General features: G+C 51.7%; 9 protein-coding genes. 4 read left to right on the top strand and 5 right to left on the bottom strand.

All coding sequences use genetic code 11. The annotated features are described in order from the left end of the window. Nucleotides 1-10: 10 nt before the first annotated feature. Entirely contained in the window at nt 11-697 is a 687-nt protein-coding gene (locus RCF31_RS21810; RefSeq protein ID WP_416413359.1) for a hypothetical protein, read from the bottom strand. Nucleotides 698-916: 219 nt separating this feature from the next. On the opposite strand from RCF31_RS21810, the gene RCF31_RS21805 reads away from it, so the two are divergent. Continuing rightward, nucleotides 917-1270, top strand: coding sequence for a DUF1428 domain-containing protein (locus RCF31_RS21805; RefSeq protein ID WP_208717807.1), 354 nt, complete (start codon nt 917-919; stop codon nt 1268-1270). Nucleotides 1271-1312: 42 nt separating this feature from the next. Here RCF31_RS21805 and RCF31_RS21800 read toward each other — a convergent pair whose 3' ends face one another. The 3 genes from RCF31_RS21800 to RCF31_RS21790 are packed head-to-tail and all read right to left on the bottom strand — an operon-like array spanning nt 1313 to nt 6421. Then, nucleotides 1313-2278: an acyltransferase family protein gene (locus RCF31_RS21800; protein WP_416413358.1), complete on the bottom strand. Its 966-nt coding sequence runs from the start codon at nt 2276-2278 to the stop codon at nt 1313-1315. After that, complete coding sequence (locus RCF31_RS21795) at nt 2271-5333, bottom strand: efflux RND transporter permease subunit (protein ID WP_416413357.1); 3063 nt, start codon at nt 5331-5333, stop codon at nt 2271-2273. The genes RCF31_RS21800 and RCF31_RS21795 overlap by 8 nt, the downstream gene beginning before the upstream one ends. Then, entirely contained in the window at nt 5333-6421 is a 1089-nt protein-coding gene (locus RCF31_RS21790; RefSeq protein ID WP_416413356.1) for an efflux RND transporter periplasmic adaptor subunit, read from the bottom strand. Before RCF31_RS21790 ends, RCF31_RS21795 begins: the two co-directional genes overlap by 1 nt. A 461-nt stretch (nt 6422-6882) precedes the next feature. On the opposite strand from RCF31_RS21790, the gene RCF31_RS21785 reads away from it, so the two are divergent. The 3 genes from RCF31_RS21785 to RCF31_RS21775 all read left to right on the top strand — a co-directional run bounded on the left by RCF31_RS21785 (nt 6883) and on the right by RCF31_RS21775 (nt 19639). Next, on the top strand, nt 6883-9612 hold the full coding sequence (locus tag RCF31_RS21785; RefSeq protein ID WP_299450261.1) for a cation-transporting P-type ATPase: 2730 nt from the start codon (nt 6883-6885) through the stop codon (nt 9610-9612). 245 nt (nt 9613-9857) lie between these two features. Continuing rightward, complete coding sequence (locus RCF31_RS21780) at nt 9858-10295, top strand: type III secretion apparatus InvB (RefSeq protein WP_416413355.1); 438 nt, start codon at nt 9858-9860, stop codon at nt 10293-10295. Between the two features lie 170 nt (nt 10296-10465). Beyond that, a complete protein-coding gene (locus RCF31_RS21775) occupies nt 10466-19639 on the top strand; it encodes a hypothetical protein (protein WP_416413354.1) in 9174 nt (3057 codons plus the stop codon). On the opposite strand, the gene RCF31_RS21770 is transcribed toward RCF31_RS21775, so the two are convergent. Beyond that, entirely contained in the window at nt 19636-20670 is a 1035-nt protein-coding gene (locus tag RCF31_RS21770; protein ID WP_416413353.1) for an AI-2E family transporter, read from the bottom strand. The genes RCF31_RS21775 and RCF31_RS21770 overlap by 4 nt on opposite strands. Nucleotides 20671-20747 lie beyond the last annotated feature (77 nt).

Raw genomic sequence — 20747 nt, 5'->3', positions numbered from 1 at the left:
CGATTCATGCTTACGGCTGTTCTTTATCATCGTCAGCAGGGACGAGAGGTTCATCAATCTCGCTCTGCTTACCGGATTTCAACAGCTGAATATCCAGGATCACATAGGTCATGGTGGTAATAAACAGCGAGATAACGCTGCCGATCACGCCACTGGTGGTAAAGGTGAAGAAGTTATACATCACCACCCAGGTCAGGCTGATAAAAAGCGCCAGGGAAGTCATGATCGCTGAGAAGGAATAATGTGTGGTGCGCGCACCCATCGCATTAATCTGCTGGCTCAGATTGGTGCCGGTATATTTTTCCAGCAACACAATGCTGCGTTCCCAATTGCGCGCGCGGCGTGCGCTGCTGCGGGTAAAGAACAGAAACAGCAGCGAGAGGAAAAAGCCAGAGAAAGCGATTAAGACTGGCACCGCTTCCAGTGCGTACGCGATGCTTTTATGGCTGGTGTCTTTGGTGCTAAGGTCGAGCGTGAGCGATGCACCCAGCGCCGCGTAGAGAAATATAAACAGCACGAGAAATATCGCACCGCGTTTCCAGTTCAGCTCTGCTTCCTGGTTTACCTGCTGACGCGCCACCTGTAGCGCCTGCCGTAGCGGGTTTGCCTGCGCAGAATCCGCATCAATGCTGTCAATTTTCTCGCCAAAAAAGCTATGGATAAAGGGCTGATCGGCCTGTTCGATGGTAATACGCATAAAATTCCGTGTGACTTAACGAAGGTGACTGAAAGTTTAACGCATTGAGCAGGTTAAAGGGACTGGTGAATATAAACGTGGAATGCCTGAGGTAATTTCACCGCCATTGAAGGCATTCAGAAGTTTTGCGGCCCATCACGCAAATCCAGTTTACCTGGCTCACGTACACTGAACCTCGCGATCATCACCGGTCGCGCAGTTGACGACGGAGGATCACCTATGTCCTATGTTGATGGATTTGTTGTGGCGGTTCCGGTAGACAACAAGGAGGCTTATCTGGCGATGGCGGCGAAAGCCGCGCCTTTGTTTAAGGAGTTTGGCGCGACGCGCATCGTTGAATGTTGGGCTGATGATGTACCGGACGGTAAAACCACCGACTTCCGCATGGCGGTAAAAGCGGAAGAGGACGAAACGGTGGTGTTTAGCTGGATTGAATACCCTTCGAAAGAAGTGCGTGATGAGGCTAATAAAAAACTGATGGCCGATCCGCGGATGAAAGAGATGGGCGAAAATATGCCGTTTGATGGCAAGCGCATGATTTATGGCGGTTTCGCTCCGCTGCTCGATGAATGACAAGGCCCTGCTGGCTGTGCGGCGTGCCGCCAGCCATCCCCGTTACAAACTAATCAGCTTTTTGACGCCCGGAATTTGCAGCATTGCCAGCGAAATCAGCATCGCCAGTGCTACCGTCAGCGCAATGACCAATAGCTTATCCACCACCGATCGGATGCTGATGGCCCACGCCAGAATATTGAAAACCAGATAATGCAGGATATAGACGCCGGTCATGGTTTTACCCAGAGTGGCGAAGACCGTCGGTAGTTTTTTCCAGTGTGCAGGCAGCGTGATGCCGTTAACGCTGATGGCTATCAAGATCACCAGAAAATAGACCTGCGACCCTGTCAGGACGAAATCATTGCCGGTAGAGATAAAGCGGGCGATGAAGTAGTAACGTTCATACAGCCAGGTAAAAAGATACACCGCGGGCAGCAACAGCAGGCTGAGCCGCACCACCCGCACCGATTGTAGCGTTTGTTTCACCATCGGCAACGCCATCAGACGGCCGGAGAGGTAATACAGCACCCAGGTCCAGATGCGGTATTGCGGTAGCAGTGAGAACGCCCGGTTGTCCGGCCACAATACCGCGAGAATGTCATACAAAAATGCTGCCAGTAACAGGATAAAAATAATCGCTGCCGTTCTGCCGGGAAACAACATTAACCGGTCAATCAGGGGGTGTGACACGTAAATTAAAATCAGTGAAATCATAAACCACGGCTGAATCAGATAGCCTTTGTTCTGCACCCCGGCGAACCAGAAAAAGGTAAACCAGAAGAGAAAAATCAACAAAATGCGGCGAATCTTATCCAGTTGCCAGCTGGGGCTGTGTTTCTGCCCGCTGTCGATATAGCCGCTCAGTAAAAAGTAGAGCGGCGTGGCAATAGTGGAAATAAAACTCAGGATGTTGAGGGCCAGACTGTAATTGTAGTTATAGCGATCATAGCTCTGATACAGGGTGAAAAAAGACACTGCCGTCATGCAGGCCAGCGTCTTCAACAGATTAAGCCCGGTGTTATTCATCAACAGCTTCCTTTGCATGGAAACAGCGATACAGCACCGGCAGCACCAGCAAAGTCAGCACCGTGGCGAAACCTAAGCCGAAAATGATCACCACAGCCATGCTCTGGAAAAAGACATCGCGCAACAATGGCAACAGACCCAGTACGGTGGTAAATGCCGTCAGCAGGATCGGTCGCAAACGCGAGGTCGCCGCATCCAGAATCGCGTCCTGCAGCGATTTCTGCTGTCGGAACTGACGGGTTTCTTCAAGCAAGACAATGCCATTGCGGATCAGCATTCCCGAGAGACTCAACAACCCAATCAGCGCCATAAAGCCAAACGGAATACCGGTCAGCAGGAAGCCACAGGTGACGCCGATTAAGGCCAGCGGTACGGTGATCCAGATTGCCACCGCATCGCGCAGCGAGTTGAACATCAGGATGGTGATAACAAACATCACCAGGAAGCCAATCGGCAGCGAACTCAGCAACCCACTTTGCGCTTCACGTGAACTTTCCAGCTCGCCTCCCCATTCGAGGCGATAACCGGGCGGCAACTTCAGCTGTTCGATTTGTGGCTGCACCCGCGCCACTACCTGCGCCGCAGTGAACCCCAGGGCGGGGTCCGGGTCAGTTTGCACCGTTAATACGCGCATACGATCCCGGCGCATAATCAACGGGTCTTCCCACTCAAGACGGAAATCCGACACCACGTTGCTGAGCGGAACAAAGTGTTGTAATGAGTTGCTCCACAACTGAATGTTGGCAATGTGATCAATATTCTGGCGTTCATCATCCGCCGGATACAACATCACCGGGATCAGCCGCGAGCCATCGCGGAAGATACCCACCGCATCTCCGCTGAAATTCATGCGTAACGCCTGATCAATATCGCGTTTATCGATACCCAGTTCCTGCCCGCGCAATGCCGAGTATTGTGGGCGGATAACTTTGCTACGCTCCTGCCAGTCATTACGCACCGGGAACGTGGTGCCATCGGCCTGGAAAATGCCATCGATCTGGCTGGCAATGTGGCGCAGCGTATCAGGATCCGGACCGATAACACGCAGGGCGATCGCGCTGTCGCTGGCGCTGCCGAACTGAATACGTTTAATGCGTTCATTTACCTGCGGATATTGCTGCTGAATATAATGCTCAGTCGCTAAGGCGATACGTTCCAGCTGGCGGCCATCCTTCACCCGCACCATGATTTGCGCGTAATTGGTGTACTGTCGGGTGGAATCATAAGTCAGGGTAAAACGCATCGCGCCCTGACCAATGGTGGTGACGGTAGCCGCTACCCCCTCTTCCTGATTAATAAAACGCTCGATTTGCGCGGCGGTCGCGGCGGTATGGTTGATATCGGTGCCATACGGCAGCCAGAGATCGGTGAAAAATATCGGCGTGTTGGAGGAGGGGAAGAAGTTCTGTTTAACAAAGGTGAAGCCATATAAGGATGCGGCCAGGCAAGCTACCATCACTGTAATTGTCAGCCAGCGCACGCGAATCAATGCGGTCAGTGTGCGGCGGTAGACGCGAAACACAATGCCCTGGTAAGGGGACTGATCGTCCTGTTGCGGCATTTTTAATTCTTTACGCCGCGCTTCGCTCCATTTTATAAACACTGGCGTCAGCGTCAGTGCAGTAATCCAGCTGAGTAGCAGGGAGATCAGCAGCACCTGGAACAGGGATTTACAGTATTCGCCGGTTGAGTCCTGGGACAGGCCAATCGGGGCGAAAGCGATGATGGCAATCACCGTTGCGCCCAATAGCGGCAACGCCGTGCGTTGAATCATTTGCGTGGTGGCCTGCTGCAACGGTTTCCCGCGCTGCTGGTCGATCTTAATGCCTTCCACCACCACAATGGCGTTGTCCACCAGCATACTGAGCGAGATGATCAGTGCGCCCAGCGAGATGCGTTGCAGTTCCAGCCCGAACAAATACATCACCAGCAACGTACCCAGCACGTTGAAGGCCAGCGATGCGGCGATGACGATGCCGCTGCGTACCCCCATAAAGATCAGCAACGTTCCGACGACAATCGCCAGTGCCATCAGGAAGTTAAGGATAAATCCATCGACCGACTGCTTCACTTCCTGCGCCTGGTTATAAAACACCTTCAGTGAAATGCCTGCCGGTTTGTCCTGCTGATAAGCGTCGAGCTTTTGCGTCAGCGCATCACCGACGTTAATCACGTTAACGCCGGGCGCAAAGGAGACGCCAATCGCCAGCGCCTCATGCCCATCGGCATGGTAGAGATTATCCGGGGTGTCGGTCACGCCGTGCGACAGGGTGGCGATATCGTGCAGATGCAGGGTTTGCGTGGTGCCGGGGCGTGATATCGGCAGGTTGGCTAAATCCTCCAGCGACTGAAATTCACCGGTGGGGTTAAAACGGATGGATTCACCATCAATACGGATACTTCCGGCGTTTGAGACGACGTTGCTTCGGCTGAGCAAATCAGCCACCCGCGCTGTGGTAATACCGTAGCTGCTCATTTTCGTACTGGAGAGAGCGATACGGATTTGCTCCTGCTGCACACCCGCCACTGCCACTTTGGCCACGCCGGGCACCAGCACCAGGTCACGCCGCAGTTGGTCGGCGTAGTTACGCAGTTCGTCGTTAGTGAAATCTTTGCCATAAATCACAAAGAAATAGCCATAGACGTCGCCAAAATCGTCATTCACAAACGGGGTATGCGCCCCCGGCGGAAACTGAAGCGCGGCATCACCTACGCGCCGCCGGAGTTCGTCCCAGATTTGTGGCAGCTGATTTGCCAGGTAGCTGGTATGAATCGAAACGGTGATCTGCGACAGGCCGTTACTGGAGATGGACGTGACGTTATCGAGTGAAGGGAGCCGCTGTAACGCGTTCTCCAGCGGTAACGTCACCTCCTCTTCCACCTGCTGTGCCGATGCGCCGGGATATTGCGTGACAATCACCGCGGCTTTAATGGTGAACAGGGGATCTTCGAGTCGGCCAATGTTGAGCAGCGCATAAATACCGCCAACGCCAAGCAGCAGAATGACCATCCAGATGCGGATGGGTTTATTAATAAAGTTGTCTAAAATCCGCATTATAACCCCCGCTCACGGGTCCAGATGCGGATCGCTTCGCCATTGCGTAGCTCGCCGGTTCCTGCTGACACAATACGATCGCCAGGTTTGAGTCCGGAAATAATCTCAACGCCTGCGGCACTGACATCGCCAACTTCGACCTGCTGATCTTTAACGTGTAAATCATTGCCCTCGCCGACAATCAACCAGACATGGGGCTGATTGGTGGGACTGCGATCGGGATTGAACACCGCAGCACCGGGTACCACCACGCGTGATTGCGCTGGCGCATTTGGCAGGTTATGCAACTGGACCCGTACCGACCCGCTTAGCCCTGCCACATTGGGTAAATCGGCCGGACGCGGCATGGTCAGTACCACCTGCCAGGTCATGGTAGCGGCATCGGTTTGCGTGGTGTGTTCTTTGTAGCTGGCGGTGAAGGTTCTGCCGGGCAGGGCGTTAAATTGCACCTCCGGCTGGTAGCTGACGTTCTGGATATCGAGACTGGTAAACAAACTTTCCGGCACGGTGAAGATCACATCCAACACATCGGCGCGGGTTAGCAAGGCAATGGGTTGTCCTGCGGCCACCACCTGATGATTACGGACCTGAACTCTGGCAATCACCCCATCAAAGGGGGCGCGCAGGGTGAGAAATTGCAACTCTTCCTGAGCAATTCTTAGCGCAGTGGCGGCCGCATCACGATTGGATTTCTGCACATCCATATCAGCCTGCGACACGGCGCTGCGGTTGGAAAGTGAACGGAAGCGCTGATATTGCCGCTCTGCCAGTTGGAACGTATTTTGCCGATCCTTCACGCGCAGACGTGCATCAGTATCATTCAGCGTCGCGAGGGTTTGATTGGCTTTAACCGCCATCCCATCACGTAAATCCAGCTGCGTGATTTGCCCCGCACGTTTAAAAGCGAGGTCGGTGTTATCACCTGCCTGAATACGTGCCGGGAATATGCGGATATTGGAAGCATTGCCAGCGGCGATGGTAAACGCCTTAATTACACGAGGTTGCGGTGGTGGGGATTCTTTTTTTTCATCACAACCGGTAAGCAGAACACAGCAAAGCAGAAAAAGCATTGCCTTGTATTTTATCATTATTTTTCCCTCATCCCGAAAATACCGCGCCATGGATTAATCAGTTAACAAGGAACAATTTTAAGCATTACTACATTTGCGTTGCAGTTCAGAAAAGCTATCAGGAGATATTTGATACCACGAACCAGGTTAGCAGCCCTACCAGAGTGGTGGCGACAACTGCCATGATGACGAAGCCAAAAACCAACTTAACCATCTGTATTTCCATTATTATTTCCCTTTCTCTCTGCCGTTGATGGTGACAAGAGACGTGTAAAGCCAGAATCGGAACATACAGGCAAGCTAACATTGCCATTCTGATAATATAGATTAGATTTAATTTATCTCATTCAAATCATTAGCTGGATTATTTTTTTTCAGGCGAAAGTGTCGGTCAGTGTCTTAAAAATCTAATTACCTCAGTTTGTGTGTGTTTTGTTGAAAAACTCATTTTAACAATAGCTTAATAGCTAGGGGTCCATATGGAAAATGTTCAAGGTCAGGATAAGGGTGCTGTTTTAGCTGGGCAGCCCTGGTATCAGTGCACTACAGAGGAAACTTTCCAAAACTTAGCAAGTTCACCGTCTGGCTTATCTTCTTCTGCAGCCAATGAGCGCCTGGAAAAGTACGGCCCCAATGCGCTGCCACAAAAACCTGAGAAGTCAGCACTGCTGAAATTTATCGCGCATTTCAAAGATGTATTGATTTATATCCTGTTTGCCGCAGCGCTCATCACGGCGGTGATGGGCCATTGGGTGGATACATTTGTTATTATCGGTGTGGCAGTGATCAATGCGTTAATTGGCTTTATTCAGGAAAGTAATGCCGAAAAATCACTGAAAAGTATCCAGAATATGTTAGCCAGCGAAGCCATCCTGGTGCGCGACGGCAAACAAATCACCGTACCTACCCAGGATATTGTGCCCGGCGATGTGGTGATGCTGCGTCCTGGCGATAAAATCCCGGCAGATTTGCGTTTGTTTGACGTGCATAACCTGCGGGTGGAGGAGGCGATTCTCACCGGCGAATCTACCGTGGTGTCTAAAAATGTTGATGCGTTGTCCGGTGAAAAATCATTGGGCGACCGCCTTAACCTCGCGTTTTCAGGCACCACTGTCAGTTCCGGCACCGCTGCGGGCGTGGTGGTGGCCAGCGGTGGCGACACCGAGCTGGGGCATATCAACGAGATGATAAGCTCTGTGAAAGAGGTGAAAACCCCGCTGCTGGTCCAGATTGATAAACTCGGCAAAGCGATATTTTTCATCATCCTGCTGATGATGGTTGCGTTGTTTATCTTCGGTTACATCCTGCGTGATATTCCCTTCCCTGAACTGGCGCTCTCGGTTATCAGCCTGGCGGTGGCGGCGGTGCCGGAGGGCTTACCGGCCATTATCTCGATCATCCTTTCACTCGGCGTGCAGTCAATGGCGCGCGTACAGGCGATTATCCGTAAATTACCTACCGTTGAGACGCTGGGTGCGATGTCGGTCATTTGCTCCGACAAAACCGGCACCCTGACGATGAATGAAATGACGGTCAAAGCGGTGGTGCTGGCAAAAAGCAAATGGCGCGTCAGCGGCAACAGCTATGAACCGAAAGGCGAAATTGTGGCAGAGGAAGGGGCCAGTGGGCTGAATGCCGCAACTGATCCGTTGTTCCAGCAATTTCTGCATGCGGTTGATATCTGCAACGAAAGTCAGCTGCGACAGGATGCCAGTGGGCACTGGGTGATCGTCGGTGGCCCCACCGAAGGTGCGATGAAAGTGCTGGCGGCAAAAGGCATTGCGCAGAAAAAATCCGTTGAGGTGATCAGCAAACTACCTTTTGATTCGCTGTATAAATACATGTCAGTGAGTTGTGTTGCGGACGGACAAGCTTACATTGTGTTGACCGGCGCACCTGATGTGCTGCTGAAGCTTTGCCAGCAGCAACAGACACCCAATGGCGTGGAGCCGCTGGACCTCGCTTACTGGGAAGCGGCGATCACCACCTACGCCAGTGAGGGGTTACGTACTGTCGCTGCTGCGTGGAAACCGATGTTAGAGCCGGTCACTTCGCTTGATCATGATGAACTGAATAACGGCATGGTACTGCTGGGGCTGGGTTGCATGATGGATCCACCACGTCCGGAGGCCATCTCGGCCATTCACGATTGCCAGCAGGCGGGGATTCGCGTCAAAATGATCACCGGCGACCATCAGGAAACCGCAATGGCTATCGGGCAGATGCTGGGTATTGGCAACAGCAAATCAGCGGTCACCGGCTATGAACTTGAGCATATGAACGACGCGGAACTGGCGCAGGCGGCGAAAACCTATGACATCTTTGCTCGTACCAGCCCGGAGCATAAATTACGCCTGGTAAAAGCGCTGGAATCGAGCGGCGAAATCGTCGGTATGACCGGCGACGGTGTGAACGATGCACCAGCGCTGAAGCAGGCCAACGTCGGTATCGCCATGGGGATCAAAGGTACCGAGGTGACGAAAGAGTCGGCGGATATGATCCTCGCGGATGACAACTTCGCCACTATTGCCGCCGCGGTCAAAGAAGGGCGGCGGGTATATGACAACCTGAAGAAAACCATCTTGTTTATCATGCCGACCAACCTGGCGCAGGGCTTACTGATTATTATCGCTATCCTGATGGGGAATCTGCTGCCGCTCACCCCGGTGCAGATTCTGTGGATGAACATGGCGACCTCCGCCACGCTGTCTTTTGGTCTGGCATTTGAACCGGCAGAAGCCAATGCCATGCGCCGTCCCCCACGTAATGTGAAGGCGCATGTGATGGATGGATATGCCATCTGGCGTGTCATTTTTGTCGGCTTGTTAATCTCCATCAGCGCCTTTGTGCTGGAAGCCTGGCTACAACCGCGTGGCTACAGCCCGGAATTTATTCGTACCGTGCTGCTGCAAATGCTGGTGACGGCGCAGTGGGCCTATATGATCAACTGCCGTAATTCGGAAGGCTTCTCCCTCGACAGCGGGTTGATGAAGAACAAGGGTATCTGGCTGGTGACGGTGGTGCTGATCGTGCTTCAGGCGATCATCATTTATATCCCACTGATGAATACGCTGTTCGGCACCCGTCCGTTACCGATTAATTACTGGTTTATTTCACTGATTGTCAGTATCGCTATCTTTATTGTGGTTGAGATAGAAAAACGTCTGACACGATCATGGCGTGGGGTGAAAACCCAATCACTGACCTGAGTTCGATAATGCGGAGTCCTGCTGTTGCCGGTTACCGGCCAGCAGGACTTTTTGATCCTGGTCAGGGGGATCGCGCTTAATAAAGTAAAGTCTGGTGAGCTGCTCCCGGCTGGTTGTCAGCAATTGTAATATATCCCTTCCCCTGTATTGAAACCGATAGTTTCCGTTAGATTCCACAATTAAGATCCTGCCGCATTGGTTATTTTCACGTCATCATTTTCAACCCTGAATAAGGTGACGCCTTTATGAACCCGACTAACAACAGCGAATTACTCTGTCATCGCATCAATCATGTCCTGAGTTATACCCTGGCCGGAACTCCGTTAGCTGACGAAAACCTCATTATAGAAAAAGACTCGGGTGTGGTATTCGAGTTCCACAACGCCCCCGTCATCAACCTTGTCCTCAAGGAGGGGCGGATCTGGCTGCACACGCCGTTGCAATGGCTGGATGAATCCCAGGTTTCATCCGGTGCGGCCCTATTACTGGAAGAGTTACAGCACCCGTTGCCCTGGGTCGTGACCAGGCAACCGGTACTGGGCCGTACAGATAAGCAATTTGAACTAAAGGCGCTGATTGATGAGCAGTGCTTTGCCAGCGATAGCCGATTTGGCGAATTGCTCGATGCCTTCTATGCCCTGAGCCGCCGGCTGAAACAGCGCCTCTTGCCCCTTTTTGATTGAGAACACTTCCCATGCTTCCTTCTAATCGCGCTACGAGTTCGACGAGTTCCCAATCTTCTCTGCCATTGAATCCAAATCAGGGTGTGGGGGCTGAACAACCCAAAACAGATCATTCCTTTTCCTTTAAGGGCAGCCTTAATAACGCACATCAATTCTGCACTCAGGACCTGATGGATTCTCTTGCCATCTGCTTCAGAGAGGACGATAGCTGGAAGCTCAGTGAGCCAGGCCAGGAGATGCTGGCTGATGAAAAAGAGCTGTATAGAGACAACGGTGATAAAGGATTCACAGAAAAGCAGAAACTCAGACAGCAGAAACGTGAGCGGCTGAGACGTGAGCAGTTGAAAGCGGTGCAGATATCAATAACCGGCCAGAAAGGTCCGGAGAAATCACTGGCGGAAAAAGACGGAAATCTGCTGGATCTGCTGCGTGAACGACTGGCAGAGCCGGATGCCCAGGAGCTTATCCATGACTGGGCTGAAAACGATCTCCATCTTTTACCGGGCGGGGATAGCAAGTTAACGGCGAAAGTGATGGCGTTGCTTGTCGGAGCCGACCCGCGCGATAAGCAAGTGCTGGATAAAATCGCGGGTATGAACCTGAGGGAAACGAAAAGCGAGCTGGAAAATACGCTGCATGTGGCACTGCGTGATGCCAAAGTCATACACACTGGCAGCCGTGATGGTCAATGGCTGCGCGGCCAGCTGGCACAGCTCGCCAGCCACTGGCCTGACGCGGCAAAGTGGGCGGCTGATGCGGTTGGCACTACATCAATAATGCAGCTGGTAACCAGCAATGGGCCGGTTATCAATATTCCGGCTTTGCAGATGATCGGCCAGAGTGGTGCAGTTCCGGTGGCGTCGCTGATATTCAATACGCTGTATCTCGCGCAGACGGCGTGCAACATCAAACAACATGGCATATCGAAAGCCATTGACCTCGACCTTTCCCAGCGGCTGGAGGGAGCACTGAAAATGCTGCTGACTCGCGGCGTACACAGTGCTTTGGGCAGTGTCGGGCAGAAAGTCTGTGAGCTGGCTAACTATATGGTGGGCGTGGTGACACAGCAGGGTATTCCGGCAGTGGATCAAGCTGTACCGCAGCAACCTCAGGCATTGAACCAGACACGGGAGGCTGAGTGTCCGACACCCGCCAGGCCCGATTCCTCAATCATGGTCCTTAACCTGTCAGGACAGACCCTCAATGGTCAGAGAGTCAATGGTCAGCCAGTTGTTTTAAAGGACCAGAGTTTTGAAACGCTAAGCCCGGTCCACACGGTGTGTTCTGCGGCGTCCGATGACACCCTGGCGGCAGAAGGGGAAGTCGTAGCTCCCTGCAAAACGTATGAAAGCATTGATATGACGCAACATATGGTCACCGATCAAAATGGGCAGACCTTAATCAGAACTAGGGGGGAAGTGCATGGCTGGGCCGGGGTGTTCAAGCATGATAATAACGAGAGAGCCGGTTATATACAGACCCAGCTAGCGGCTGGAACACCTGGCCCCGGAGTGCAAAAAACAACGCCGTTGCACAGAGCCCCGACCAGAAATTCGGCTCCCGATGAGGCGGCAGCGGAGGCTGAGAGCAAAATAATCTATGCGAAGCCAATGGTGCAGGCAGTGCTTCACCGGGTGAACAACCCCGGTGGGAGTCCAGACTCAGCGCTGAATAACGTGAAAACGGTGCGTCAGGAAAATTCATTCGCAAGTTCCTCCCCCATGTCCCTACCGGAAAAGGCCATTAAAATCGCAGCCAGTGCTTTTACAGGCGGATTAACTGGCTTCGCGATAGGAGGAGGGCCGATTGGTATGAGTTTAGGAATGGCTGCCGGTATCGCCAACGCACTCATGCCCGGTGCGGACGCTAGGCCTGTTGACACAGTACCCGCCAGGGATGCCGGGGAAAATAGCGTTGCCAGCATAGTGGCCCAGGATGGCAAAGAATCTGCGGGAATGGCGGGGCTGCCACAATCAACGTCAACCGTCTCTACCCATACCCCGGCCGCACCTTCACCAACCTCCCCGGAGGGGGTGATCAACCGTGGAATTGCGACCTTCCAGGCAAATTGTATGTCTGACACTGAGCTGTGCAGAAGCGTCGGCAGTCGTTTTCAGCAGCAGAACGCGCTGGAGCTTGTGCAACGTGATATCGAGCAAATAGAGCGAAATCCCAATAATCCCGACTATACCGAGATTATCCATATGGCGACTCTCCAGAGCGGTATTGCTGCGCCCGAGGTACACGAAAATTTGTGGAAAAGGGATGAATTCCGCCAGCATATCGCTTTGCAGCTGGTAAAAGGAGAATATCCCGACTACCCGCTACCCGGACTCAATGGCACCCCTGAGGATGTGTTAAAACGCGCTGCAGCTGCAGAAACTGCGATAAAAACCAATAATTACTACAGCTTCCCGACAGATACCACGGCTGTTTCTGCTGTTGAGCTACGGAAGTATGGGCTTTTTGCCTCCTATATACAGGATTACCAGCTGCTGTTTCGTCTGCGCGAAAGCGAACCGGCAGTGCAGAAGTTGGTTGCGAACATTCAGAAAAATGACGAAACCCTCAAAAATCTGACTACCGATCAGCTGTGGCAAAATCCGGGTTTTGCCACTCAGATGATGGGAGAGATCACCAGCGGTTCAATAAAACTGAACGGGGCAGAATTGACCGGTTCGTACAATATACTCAGGCCACTTCTGACGGGGATTAATCACCGTGTATCGCAGGCTAAACCTTTTCCGCCGGGTGTCCCGTTACCGATTACGGAGCCGAGAACCCTGGTCGAGGTTTACCCGCGCGTTTTCCCTCTGGATATGCCACCCGAAGCCTTTGCGGAATATTTAGCCCAGGAGTTTCCTGGGGAGGTTGGCGATCCCAGCAGTGACTATATTGAAGTTCTACCCATGGCGGAGCTGCAGGGCACAAGGAATAAAGCTTTCACCTCGTTGGTGGATCGTCTGAAAAATCCCGCAGGTAAACAGTGGTACAAATACCCCAGTGAGTCATCGTTTCGTTATGGAACCCGGTACACGGCGTACAGTGAAGAGTTAAAACAGGGAATTAAAGCTTACGACATAGCGAATGCCCACCGAAGGGAGACGGCAGTAGAGTCAAACCGGGTGCAAAGCGAAAAAGAATTACATATCCACCAACAGACCATGCAGGCTGCGCAGGCGATATACAACCACTCTCCCCAGGTCAAAAACCGTCAGGAAACGTTGCAATGGGCGCAGGAATTCACTCCCTCACCCGAATTGCTAGAGGTATTTGGTCAGTTAGGTGATGGGTGGATAGATCGATTCTCCCATTTCTATGACAACAAAATGGGAGGTGAGAAGCGATCCCATGAAGAGATGAATGACCTGTTGCTGAACTTCAATTTCCCGATGCCCGATTTCGTGAGGGAAATGGGAGGGAAAATTGTTCAGGAGGTATGTCAGGGGTTAAATTCCCGTCTGATGATGCCAGACCTGTTGCATTTATCGCCGGGGGAGATGGCAGGCATTCTGCAAACGGATTATCCGGATTTCACCAGGACCACACTTGAATCATTGCTGAACGCAAAACCGGACAACAGCAGCTGGCCGACAGAGATGGCGGCGAACCCGGAATTGCAGCAGAAAATTATCCAGTATATTTCCGCTAGTCTGAAACAGCGGATAGATGCACGGGATAATTATCAGCAACTGGTTATGGTGGCAGTAGAAAGCACCATCTCTGCCACCCCTGTGCTGAAAAAGATCGTCAGTGATACATTGCAGCGCCTTGGCATTGATGCCGATCCCAACACGAAAATTACGCTGGAAATTGACGCAACCTCCTGGCTGCCGGACAACATGGAAAACGATCTCCTGTATGGCAGCTCCTTACAGCAGGTTGAGACCACGATAAGCGGCTTGATTCTGGGGACCTACCGGCAATCGTTTAAGGCAAATCTTGGTTTTCGCAGGCAGCTCATCGATAGCATTGCCCACCATAAACCCACCATCCTGGCTGTGAGACTTTCCGCAGACACAACACAACCGGTCAGCGATAGCTGTAAAACCAGTGAACCCGTTACCACCGCTGCATCGGGTAACGGAACAGACCTGGCTCAACAGCTTTTCGAAAACCGGGAAGCGCTGGTCGCTGATGTGGATATCAATAAATACGCGTTAAGCAAACTGAGTTTTATCATGAATCCAGATTCCAGAACGATTCTGGCGAATGACAAAGTCCGGGTTGCTGCGGAAGGTCTTGATCGGCTAATCGATGACATTAAGGAGCGCAAGGTTGTCATCAGGGGGGACGTTACGCAGACGCTAAAAAAATTGAAAGCGTTACGTCATGGTGAGGCGGTAGAACACGGTACCTTTTTTGCCAAATCACGCGGTGGCAACTATCCAGCAGGGGACATGATATGGGTAAAATTAAACCACCATCAGCAAGCCATCATTTCCCAGCGTACCGGGCAGACTGTGATTGCCAGCCAGCAAGATCTGGACAATCTACGTGTGGGGAAAATCAATAATGTCAACACGGAATTGTTCAGTTTTATCACTTCACATCTGGATTCGAAGCAGCTTTTTGATGCCACCCTCAAGAAGCAGACCCGGCTGGAGGAAGCGTATGGCAAGGTGCGTTACAGCATTGGCACGGGCACTGGAGACAAACCTGACAAGATGCATGAAGGATTAAATGAACTTCAACGCATGGCGGGAGAAATAAAACGAAAATTTCCTGACAGAGTCCGCTGCGATATGGGGTTACAGCAGGCACTGGATAATATGTGGCGCGATGAGAAAGCGCTTGAGCGGGTTTTGCCCTTCTGGATGAGTATGTACTCGGAAGAAGGTCATGAAATCAAACTGGAACTTGGACAGAACGACGCGAAAAGGCAGACACTCGAGCAAACCAGCAAAAATAACGTCATGTGGGATGCGGTTTCGTTTGCCCGGACGCTGGATCATAGGACCAACACTGCTGCGGAACTGAGCGAGGAACAGTGGCGTGAAACGTTATTAACAGCGATTTCTATTGGTTTGTCGCTAATCACGGCGGGGGCTGCCAGCGGTATCGCTGTTATTGCTAAGCTGGGACCCAAAGCCATCTGGTTGCTGCATATGGCGATGCAGGCGGGTGTGGCAGGGGCAGAACAAGCCCTGAAAGCGCTGGCCCAGAACAACGAAATGCAGCGTCAGGCGGAATTCACAGGTATACCATTGGCTATATTGACTTCAATACTGACGGATGTTGCTGTAGAAAAAATCGCTCCCGTGTTGTTAAAACAACTGAAACATGCCTGGAGCACCACAAAAAATATCAATGTCCTGAAAGGTATTCTGGCAAATTACAGTAAGCAGATGAAGGCAGAACTGGTCGCGCTGGAACGGCAATGGGGCAATCTCACTCCCTCACATAAAACCTCCCTGGTGGTCGATGCGCTAATGGAAACCGAGGCGGCACATACCAAGATGGCCGGTGGGTCATCACGTAGCGGCCTGGTGGGGCAGATCAGCGAAAATATTAGTGAGCACCGGCTTCTGCGTGGTGCGAAACAGGAAAGCAGTTTCTACGATGAGTATATGGCGGGTTACCGTGCACTGGATGAAAATCCTCCGCTGGTAGCGTATGACAACCACTCACTGGCACCGACTTCTACCGCATACCGCACGCCGGAAGCGCGTATCGGTTACGGGGAACGTTACCGCCTGAATGAAAACACCGTAATGCAGGATTACCCGGTTCCGCCGAATGGTATTTATGAGCAGTATTATAAGCAGGCGGAAAATAACGTCGCGGCTTACCAGCGCCTGTATGGCACAGATGCCGCGCAGCTGCATCGTTATTATGATAACTGGGAACAACGTATCTCAGCACAGTTGCCTGATTTACCGGGGGAATCTCTCACCCGCTTGCTGAATGATAAAAGCGTAAGTCTGGAAACCATCGTTTCCCTGGACGATCTGCATCCAGCCAGGCAAACAGAGTTGATCACCGCGCTGGTCGATGAATTAAGCAGTAAGGGAATTTATCATCCTGATATCACACTGGATAACCTGCATTATGATTTCGCGCAGAAAAAACTGATGCTGGAAAACTTCGACCAGGCACAGTTGCTGCCAGAGGGGAGTGCGCTCTCTGTGGAACAACGTAATACGATGCAGCAGCAGCTCAGCACGGCATTATCTTCGGCAATGGAAATTAAGCAGCGTGTTATTGACGATCTTCTTTCCGCCACCAGAATAATGGATTTGGATGATTCACCGCCGCTGTCGCTACTGGCTACGTATGGTAATATTAAACAAATGAGAGAGGTTTATGACAAAATACAAAAGGGGAAAATCGATGGTGAAATATACAACGAACTAATTGACAGTTACCGGCAGCGCTATGGTGATAATTATAATAATGAAGAACTGGCCATTCATTATGAGAAAGGGAGTAATGATGAAGTTGTATTAAATCTGCGTAAAAAAGGGGACGGCCCGCCACAGCCTGATGCTCAAGCGCCTGCTATAGCCGAAACCATACCGGAAGATCTAAAGACCAACCTATCAGCTAAACTGGTCAACCTTCTGAACAAACATCGGGCAAGCCTTGAAAAAAAAACGCAGCTGCTTACCAAACTTAATGATGAAGATTTTGCGAAATTTTCGCTATTACAGAAAAATTCACGGTCGATGATATTAAGTGGTTCTTCTGATAGCCCCCAGAAATTCATTACGGGTTTGTTAAAGAAATCCGGAATGATAACGGAGGCCGAACGGAAGGGAAATAAACACCTAATCAAGCAGGCGCTGGCTAAAGATATGACTTATGAAAAGCTGGTGCCGGACTCGGTTGAAATTCAGACGCGGGAGCAGCTGATTAATACTCCGCCGGGTGAGGTGGTGGTATTTACCAATAACTTTAATATGGTTGAAGGAATTATGCTCAGCCATGGCAATGGCCGTTTTTCCGGCGCGGGTCTGGACAAGTTAGAGGGAACCCTGGGTTCCGGTGTACAGATGGTTGTGGCGGAGAATTTCGATGATTTCATTGATGGCCTGGTACACACCAACCTGGGTGATTTGACGCTGCGGCGCGGAGGTCTTGGCAACACGCCCACCAACAGAAATCCGCAGTTTGTGACCAATCAGTTACCTGACAGGATTGTACAACTCGCGGGTGAAGGTGCATCTCTCTCGATAGAAAAGAAATTTAATGTCGCCCCGGGGAAACGAGAGCCGGACCCAATACCCATCAAAATAACCTATTCAATGCACGGTGCCCCTGGAACCACTTTTGACCACCAGTTAGTCGCGGAAAATGCCAATATTATCAGGGCGATGGTCAAAATGAGAGGTTTCAAAATTCAAGGGCTGGAGGAGATGCACTTTATGTCCTGTTACAGCGCCGTGGGTGGCAGTGTCGCGTCTACGGGGCAGTCGATGGCCAATGAATTAGGTGTGAAAGTCATCGGCTATAAAGGGCCCGCATCCATGAAAGCGGCCAGCGAGGGCGACACTCAAGTCATCTTTGTACCGATGGAAAATGCGGCCATAAAATCCCTGGTGAAAACGTCTAACCAAGTGTTGCGTGGCACAACAAAAATAATAATGGACGTTAAGCATAAGCTGAGCAAGGAGGCGGGGGCACCCTCTCGTACCAAAAGGGAAGCGGGGACATTATCCAGTACAGGAATGGGGACTATCCCAGCAGACGCCAAAGCGAAAATTGAACGTATTGTCAGCGAGTTACCCTCCTGGCTCAGCGATGAAGCTACCGTTGGGGAGACTCTGATTCGCATTCTGGCCGATCGCAAACTGGCCCAGGAGCTGGGCCTCGGTGATGTTCCGGCTCTGGATACGGATGAGATGGATATGGCACGGAATATGATGACGGGGGCAAAACGGGTCGCGCTGCGCCAGCACATGATGAAAGCGGCCTGTAGTGGAGCCGGTAGCTGTGACGGATTGACGGATACGATCGCGGTAGCCATTCACCAGCACAAGGGTACCCAGATGATGGATAATATCAGCCGGGTGGTAAGCAAAACCGACCAGGTCCAGAGCGCGCTGTTTAATAAGCGGATCAGGTTGCTTAATTCACATGCACCCTATGCACTGGGAATGAAAGAGATGCTGTTTATTGGCAAGGATGCACATGCCCGTACCGCATGGAAACAAAGCGAGGTGATGGATTCACTCAGATCGAGCGTGGGTGCGACCGCCTATCAGCTGAAAACTGAACAACATTCGCTGCTGATCGGTAAGTATGCTGACCAGGACGGCGAGACCAGCTGGTACCTGGTCGATCCGCGAGTGGGGATGGCAGAGTATGCAACACCAGAGGCACTGAGTACGGCGTTGGGACAAACGATTTTTTCTGAAACAGTGGCAAAGTCTTATGGGGCCAGGTGGGTGGATGCAGATGGCAAAACGCAATCGCTTGAGGATGGGGATCTGTTCGCACCGCCAGATACGGAGCCAGCGTATGATCTGTTGAAATTGAATACCACGCGGATAGCGGAGTACGAGTTGCCTGGGACGAATGGATGTAAAGTGAGGGATTTAAGCCAGCCGAATCTGCCTGCACCGTTATCCGCGGTGAAAAGTGCTGATGGCAGGCTGCGTCTGGTGGAGGAGAACATCACGCCTCCTACGGGCGCTATTCGCCATGTACCTAACTATCATGGTTCAAACAAGGTGCAGATGGCCTCACTGGATCGTCCTGATATTCAGACCAGCTGGAAGGGAGTGGCGGAAGGTCTGCAAAGCAAGAAAGTGGTCAAAGTCATTTCTATTGACGCGCAAATGACCCGCAACTGGCACCCTAAGGGTAACCAGGCGCAGGCCTTGCAGCAAATTCTGCAAGACCATGGTATCGAGTATGTCGCTCAACCCCAGAACTTTATACCGCAGGATTATCGCTTTCCCGAAAACGTAGATGTTATGCAACTGGCCGTAAATGCAGACGAACAGATCAGGCTGGAGCAATTAGATTCTCTGGCAGAGGAAATTAACGACTTTCGTTCCAGGAATGCGGGGACGGATAATTTAATCGCGATACAGGGAGCTAAAGGAGATGAGCGTGTTGGTATGGTGAAAGTGGCGGCGGAAATGAAAAAAAGGTGGGATGCCAATAAGGATGTGAACCGCCAGGATGTCCTTGATGGCAGGAAAACTACGCAGGTAAATACCCGACTGAGCGATGATTTCAAACAGGAACAATATGCAGATAATGCCTGTTATCCCCTGGTGAAAAATGCCATCAACAACATCAGGGGCACCGGCCATCCGGCCGCAGTGGCAACCCCAGCGGAGGTCCGGGAGTTGAATGCTCTGCTGGAGTTGTGGGTAAAGCGAAGCAGTTAATCGCGGGCTTGTGTGGCGGATGCCACGTCCTGCTGTTGCCGGAAACTGGCCAGCAGGACTTTTTTAATCAGGTAGGTCAAAGGGATCGCCAGGATAGCGCCGGTAATGCCCAGCATGGCCTGCCAGAACAAAAAAGCCAGCAGCTGGCTGGTTAATGACATATCCAGCCGCTTACCCACCATCAGCGGCTCCAGCACGGAACTGAGTGTCAGGTTTAACACCACAAAAAATCCCGCTATCACCAGGGCAATTTCCAGATCGAAGGCGAGATAGCTTTGTACCACGGGCGGAATGGCGGCCATAAAGGAACCCAGCACCGGCACGTAATTGAAAACAAACATCAATACGCCCCAGAAAAAGGCGAATTTTAATCCCAGTAACTGCGCGCCACCCCAGACGATCAGACCACCGAAGATTCCTGTCAGCGTCTTAACCCTGGCATAGACAATGACACTCTGAATCCCTTCCTGTAGCGCCAGATAAATCGCCGGTGAGTCGCCCTGCGCACGTTTTTGCAGCGCATTTTTCAGCAACGGCAGCTCGTAAAGCATAAACAGCAGCATCAGAAAAACCATCACCCACCATGACAGGACGCCGGGGATTTGAGTCAGGAAAGCGGTGATCCAGCGAACGATAGCCCCGGCATCGACAAACGCCAGCATTTCGTCCGGTGCCAGGGCAATGCCGATGTGATCCAGGGCCTGAGTCACCTCCTGCAATCTTGCCGTCAGCAACAGCGGCGTCTGGCGGCTCAGCAGGATCAAATCCGGGGTTAACACGGTCAGTTTGATAATGGTCACCACGATGATCAGCAGCAATACCGAGATAATCAGCAACGAGGAGAGAATGCGCGGGATGCGTTTATGCTCGAACCAACTGACCAGCGGATCCAGCATGATGGAAAGCAGCATTGCCAACAGAACCTGGTTAATAAGGTGAGAGGACAGATGCAGCCCGAACAAAATCAATGTCAGACAGGCAAGTAAAATCAGTACACGCGATAACTGTGGCCACGGCGTAAACCAGCTCATTTCGTTATTTCCCTGAAGTTAATGCTTTGGATCTTGCAATAACTATATGCGCAATATTTTGACCTAACCTGGATAAT

Origin of the sequence: Pantoea sp. App145 (assembly GCF_047947045.1) — a bacterium.
In the GTDB taxonomy this organism is placed as follows: Bacteria; Pseudomonadota; Gammaproteobacteria; order Enterobacterales; family Enterobacteriaceae; genus Pantoea.
Note: the sequence above shows the minus strand (reverse complement) of the source record. Positions and strands in the feature narration are given on the sequence as shown.

Coding starts and splice junctions, on each gene's coding strand:
- RCF31_RS21810 (WP_416413359.1), bottom strand. CDS start 697: ATGCGTATTACCATCGAACAGGCCGATCAGCCCTTTATCCATAGCTTT.
- RCF31_RS21805 (WP_208717807.1), top strand. CDS start 917: ATGTCCTATGTTGATGGATTTGTTGTGGCGGTTCCGGTAGACAACAAG.
- RCF31_RS21800 (WP_416413358.1), bottom strand. CDS start 2,278: ATGAATAACACCGGGCTTAATCTGTTGAAGACGCTGGCCTGCATGACG.
- RCF31_RS21795 (WP_416413357.1), bottom strand. CDS start 5,333: ATGCGGATTTTAGACAACTTTATTAATAAACCCATCCGCATCTGGATG.
- RCF31_RS21790 (WP_416413356.1), bottom strand. CDS start 6,421: ATGATAAAATACAAGGCAATGCTTTTTCTGCTTTGCTGTGTTCTGCTT.
- RCF31_RS21785 (WP_299450261.1), top strand. CDS start 6,883: ATGGAAAATGTTCAAGGTCAGGATAAGGGTGCTGTTTTAGCTGGGCAG.
- RCF31_RS21780 (WP_416413355.1), top strand. CDS start 9,858: ATGAACCCGACTAACAACAGCGAATTACTCTGTCATCGCATCAATCAT.
- RCF31_RS21775 (WP_416413354.1), top strand. CDS start 10,466: ATGGATTCTCTTGCCATCTGCTTCAGAGAGGACGATAGCTGGAAGCTC.
- RCF31_RS21770 (WP_416413353.1), bottom strand. CDS start 20,670: ATGAGCTGGTTTACGCCGTGGCCACAGTTATCGCGTGTACTGATTTTA.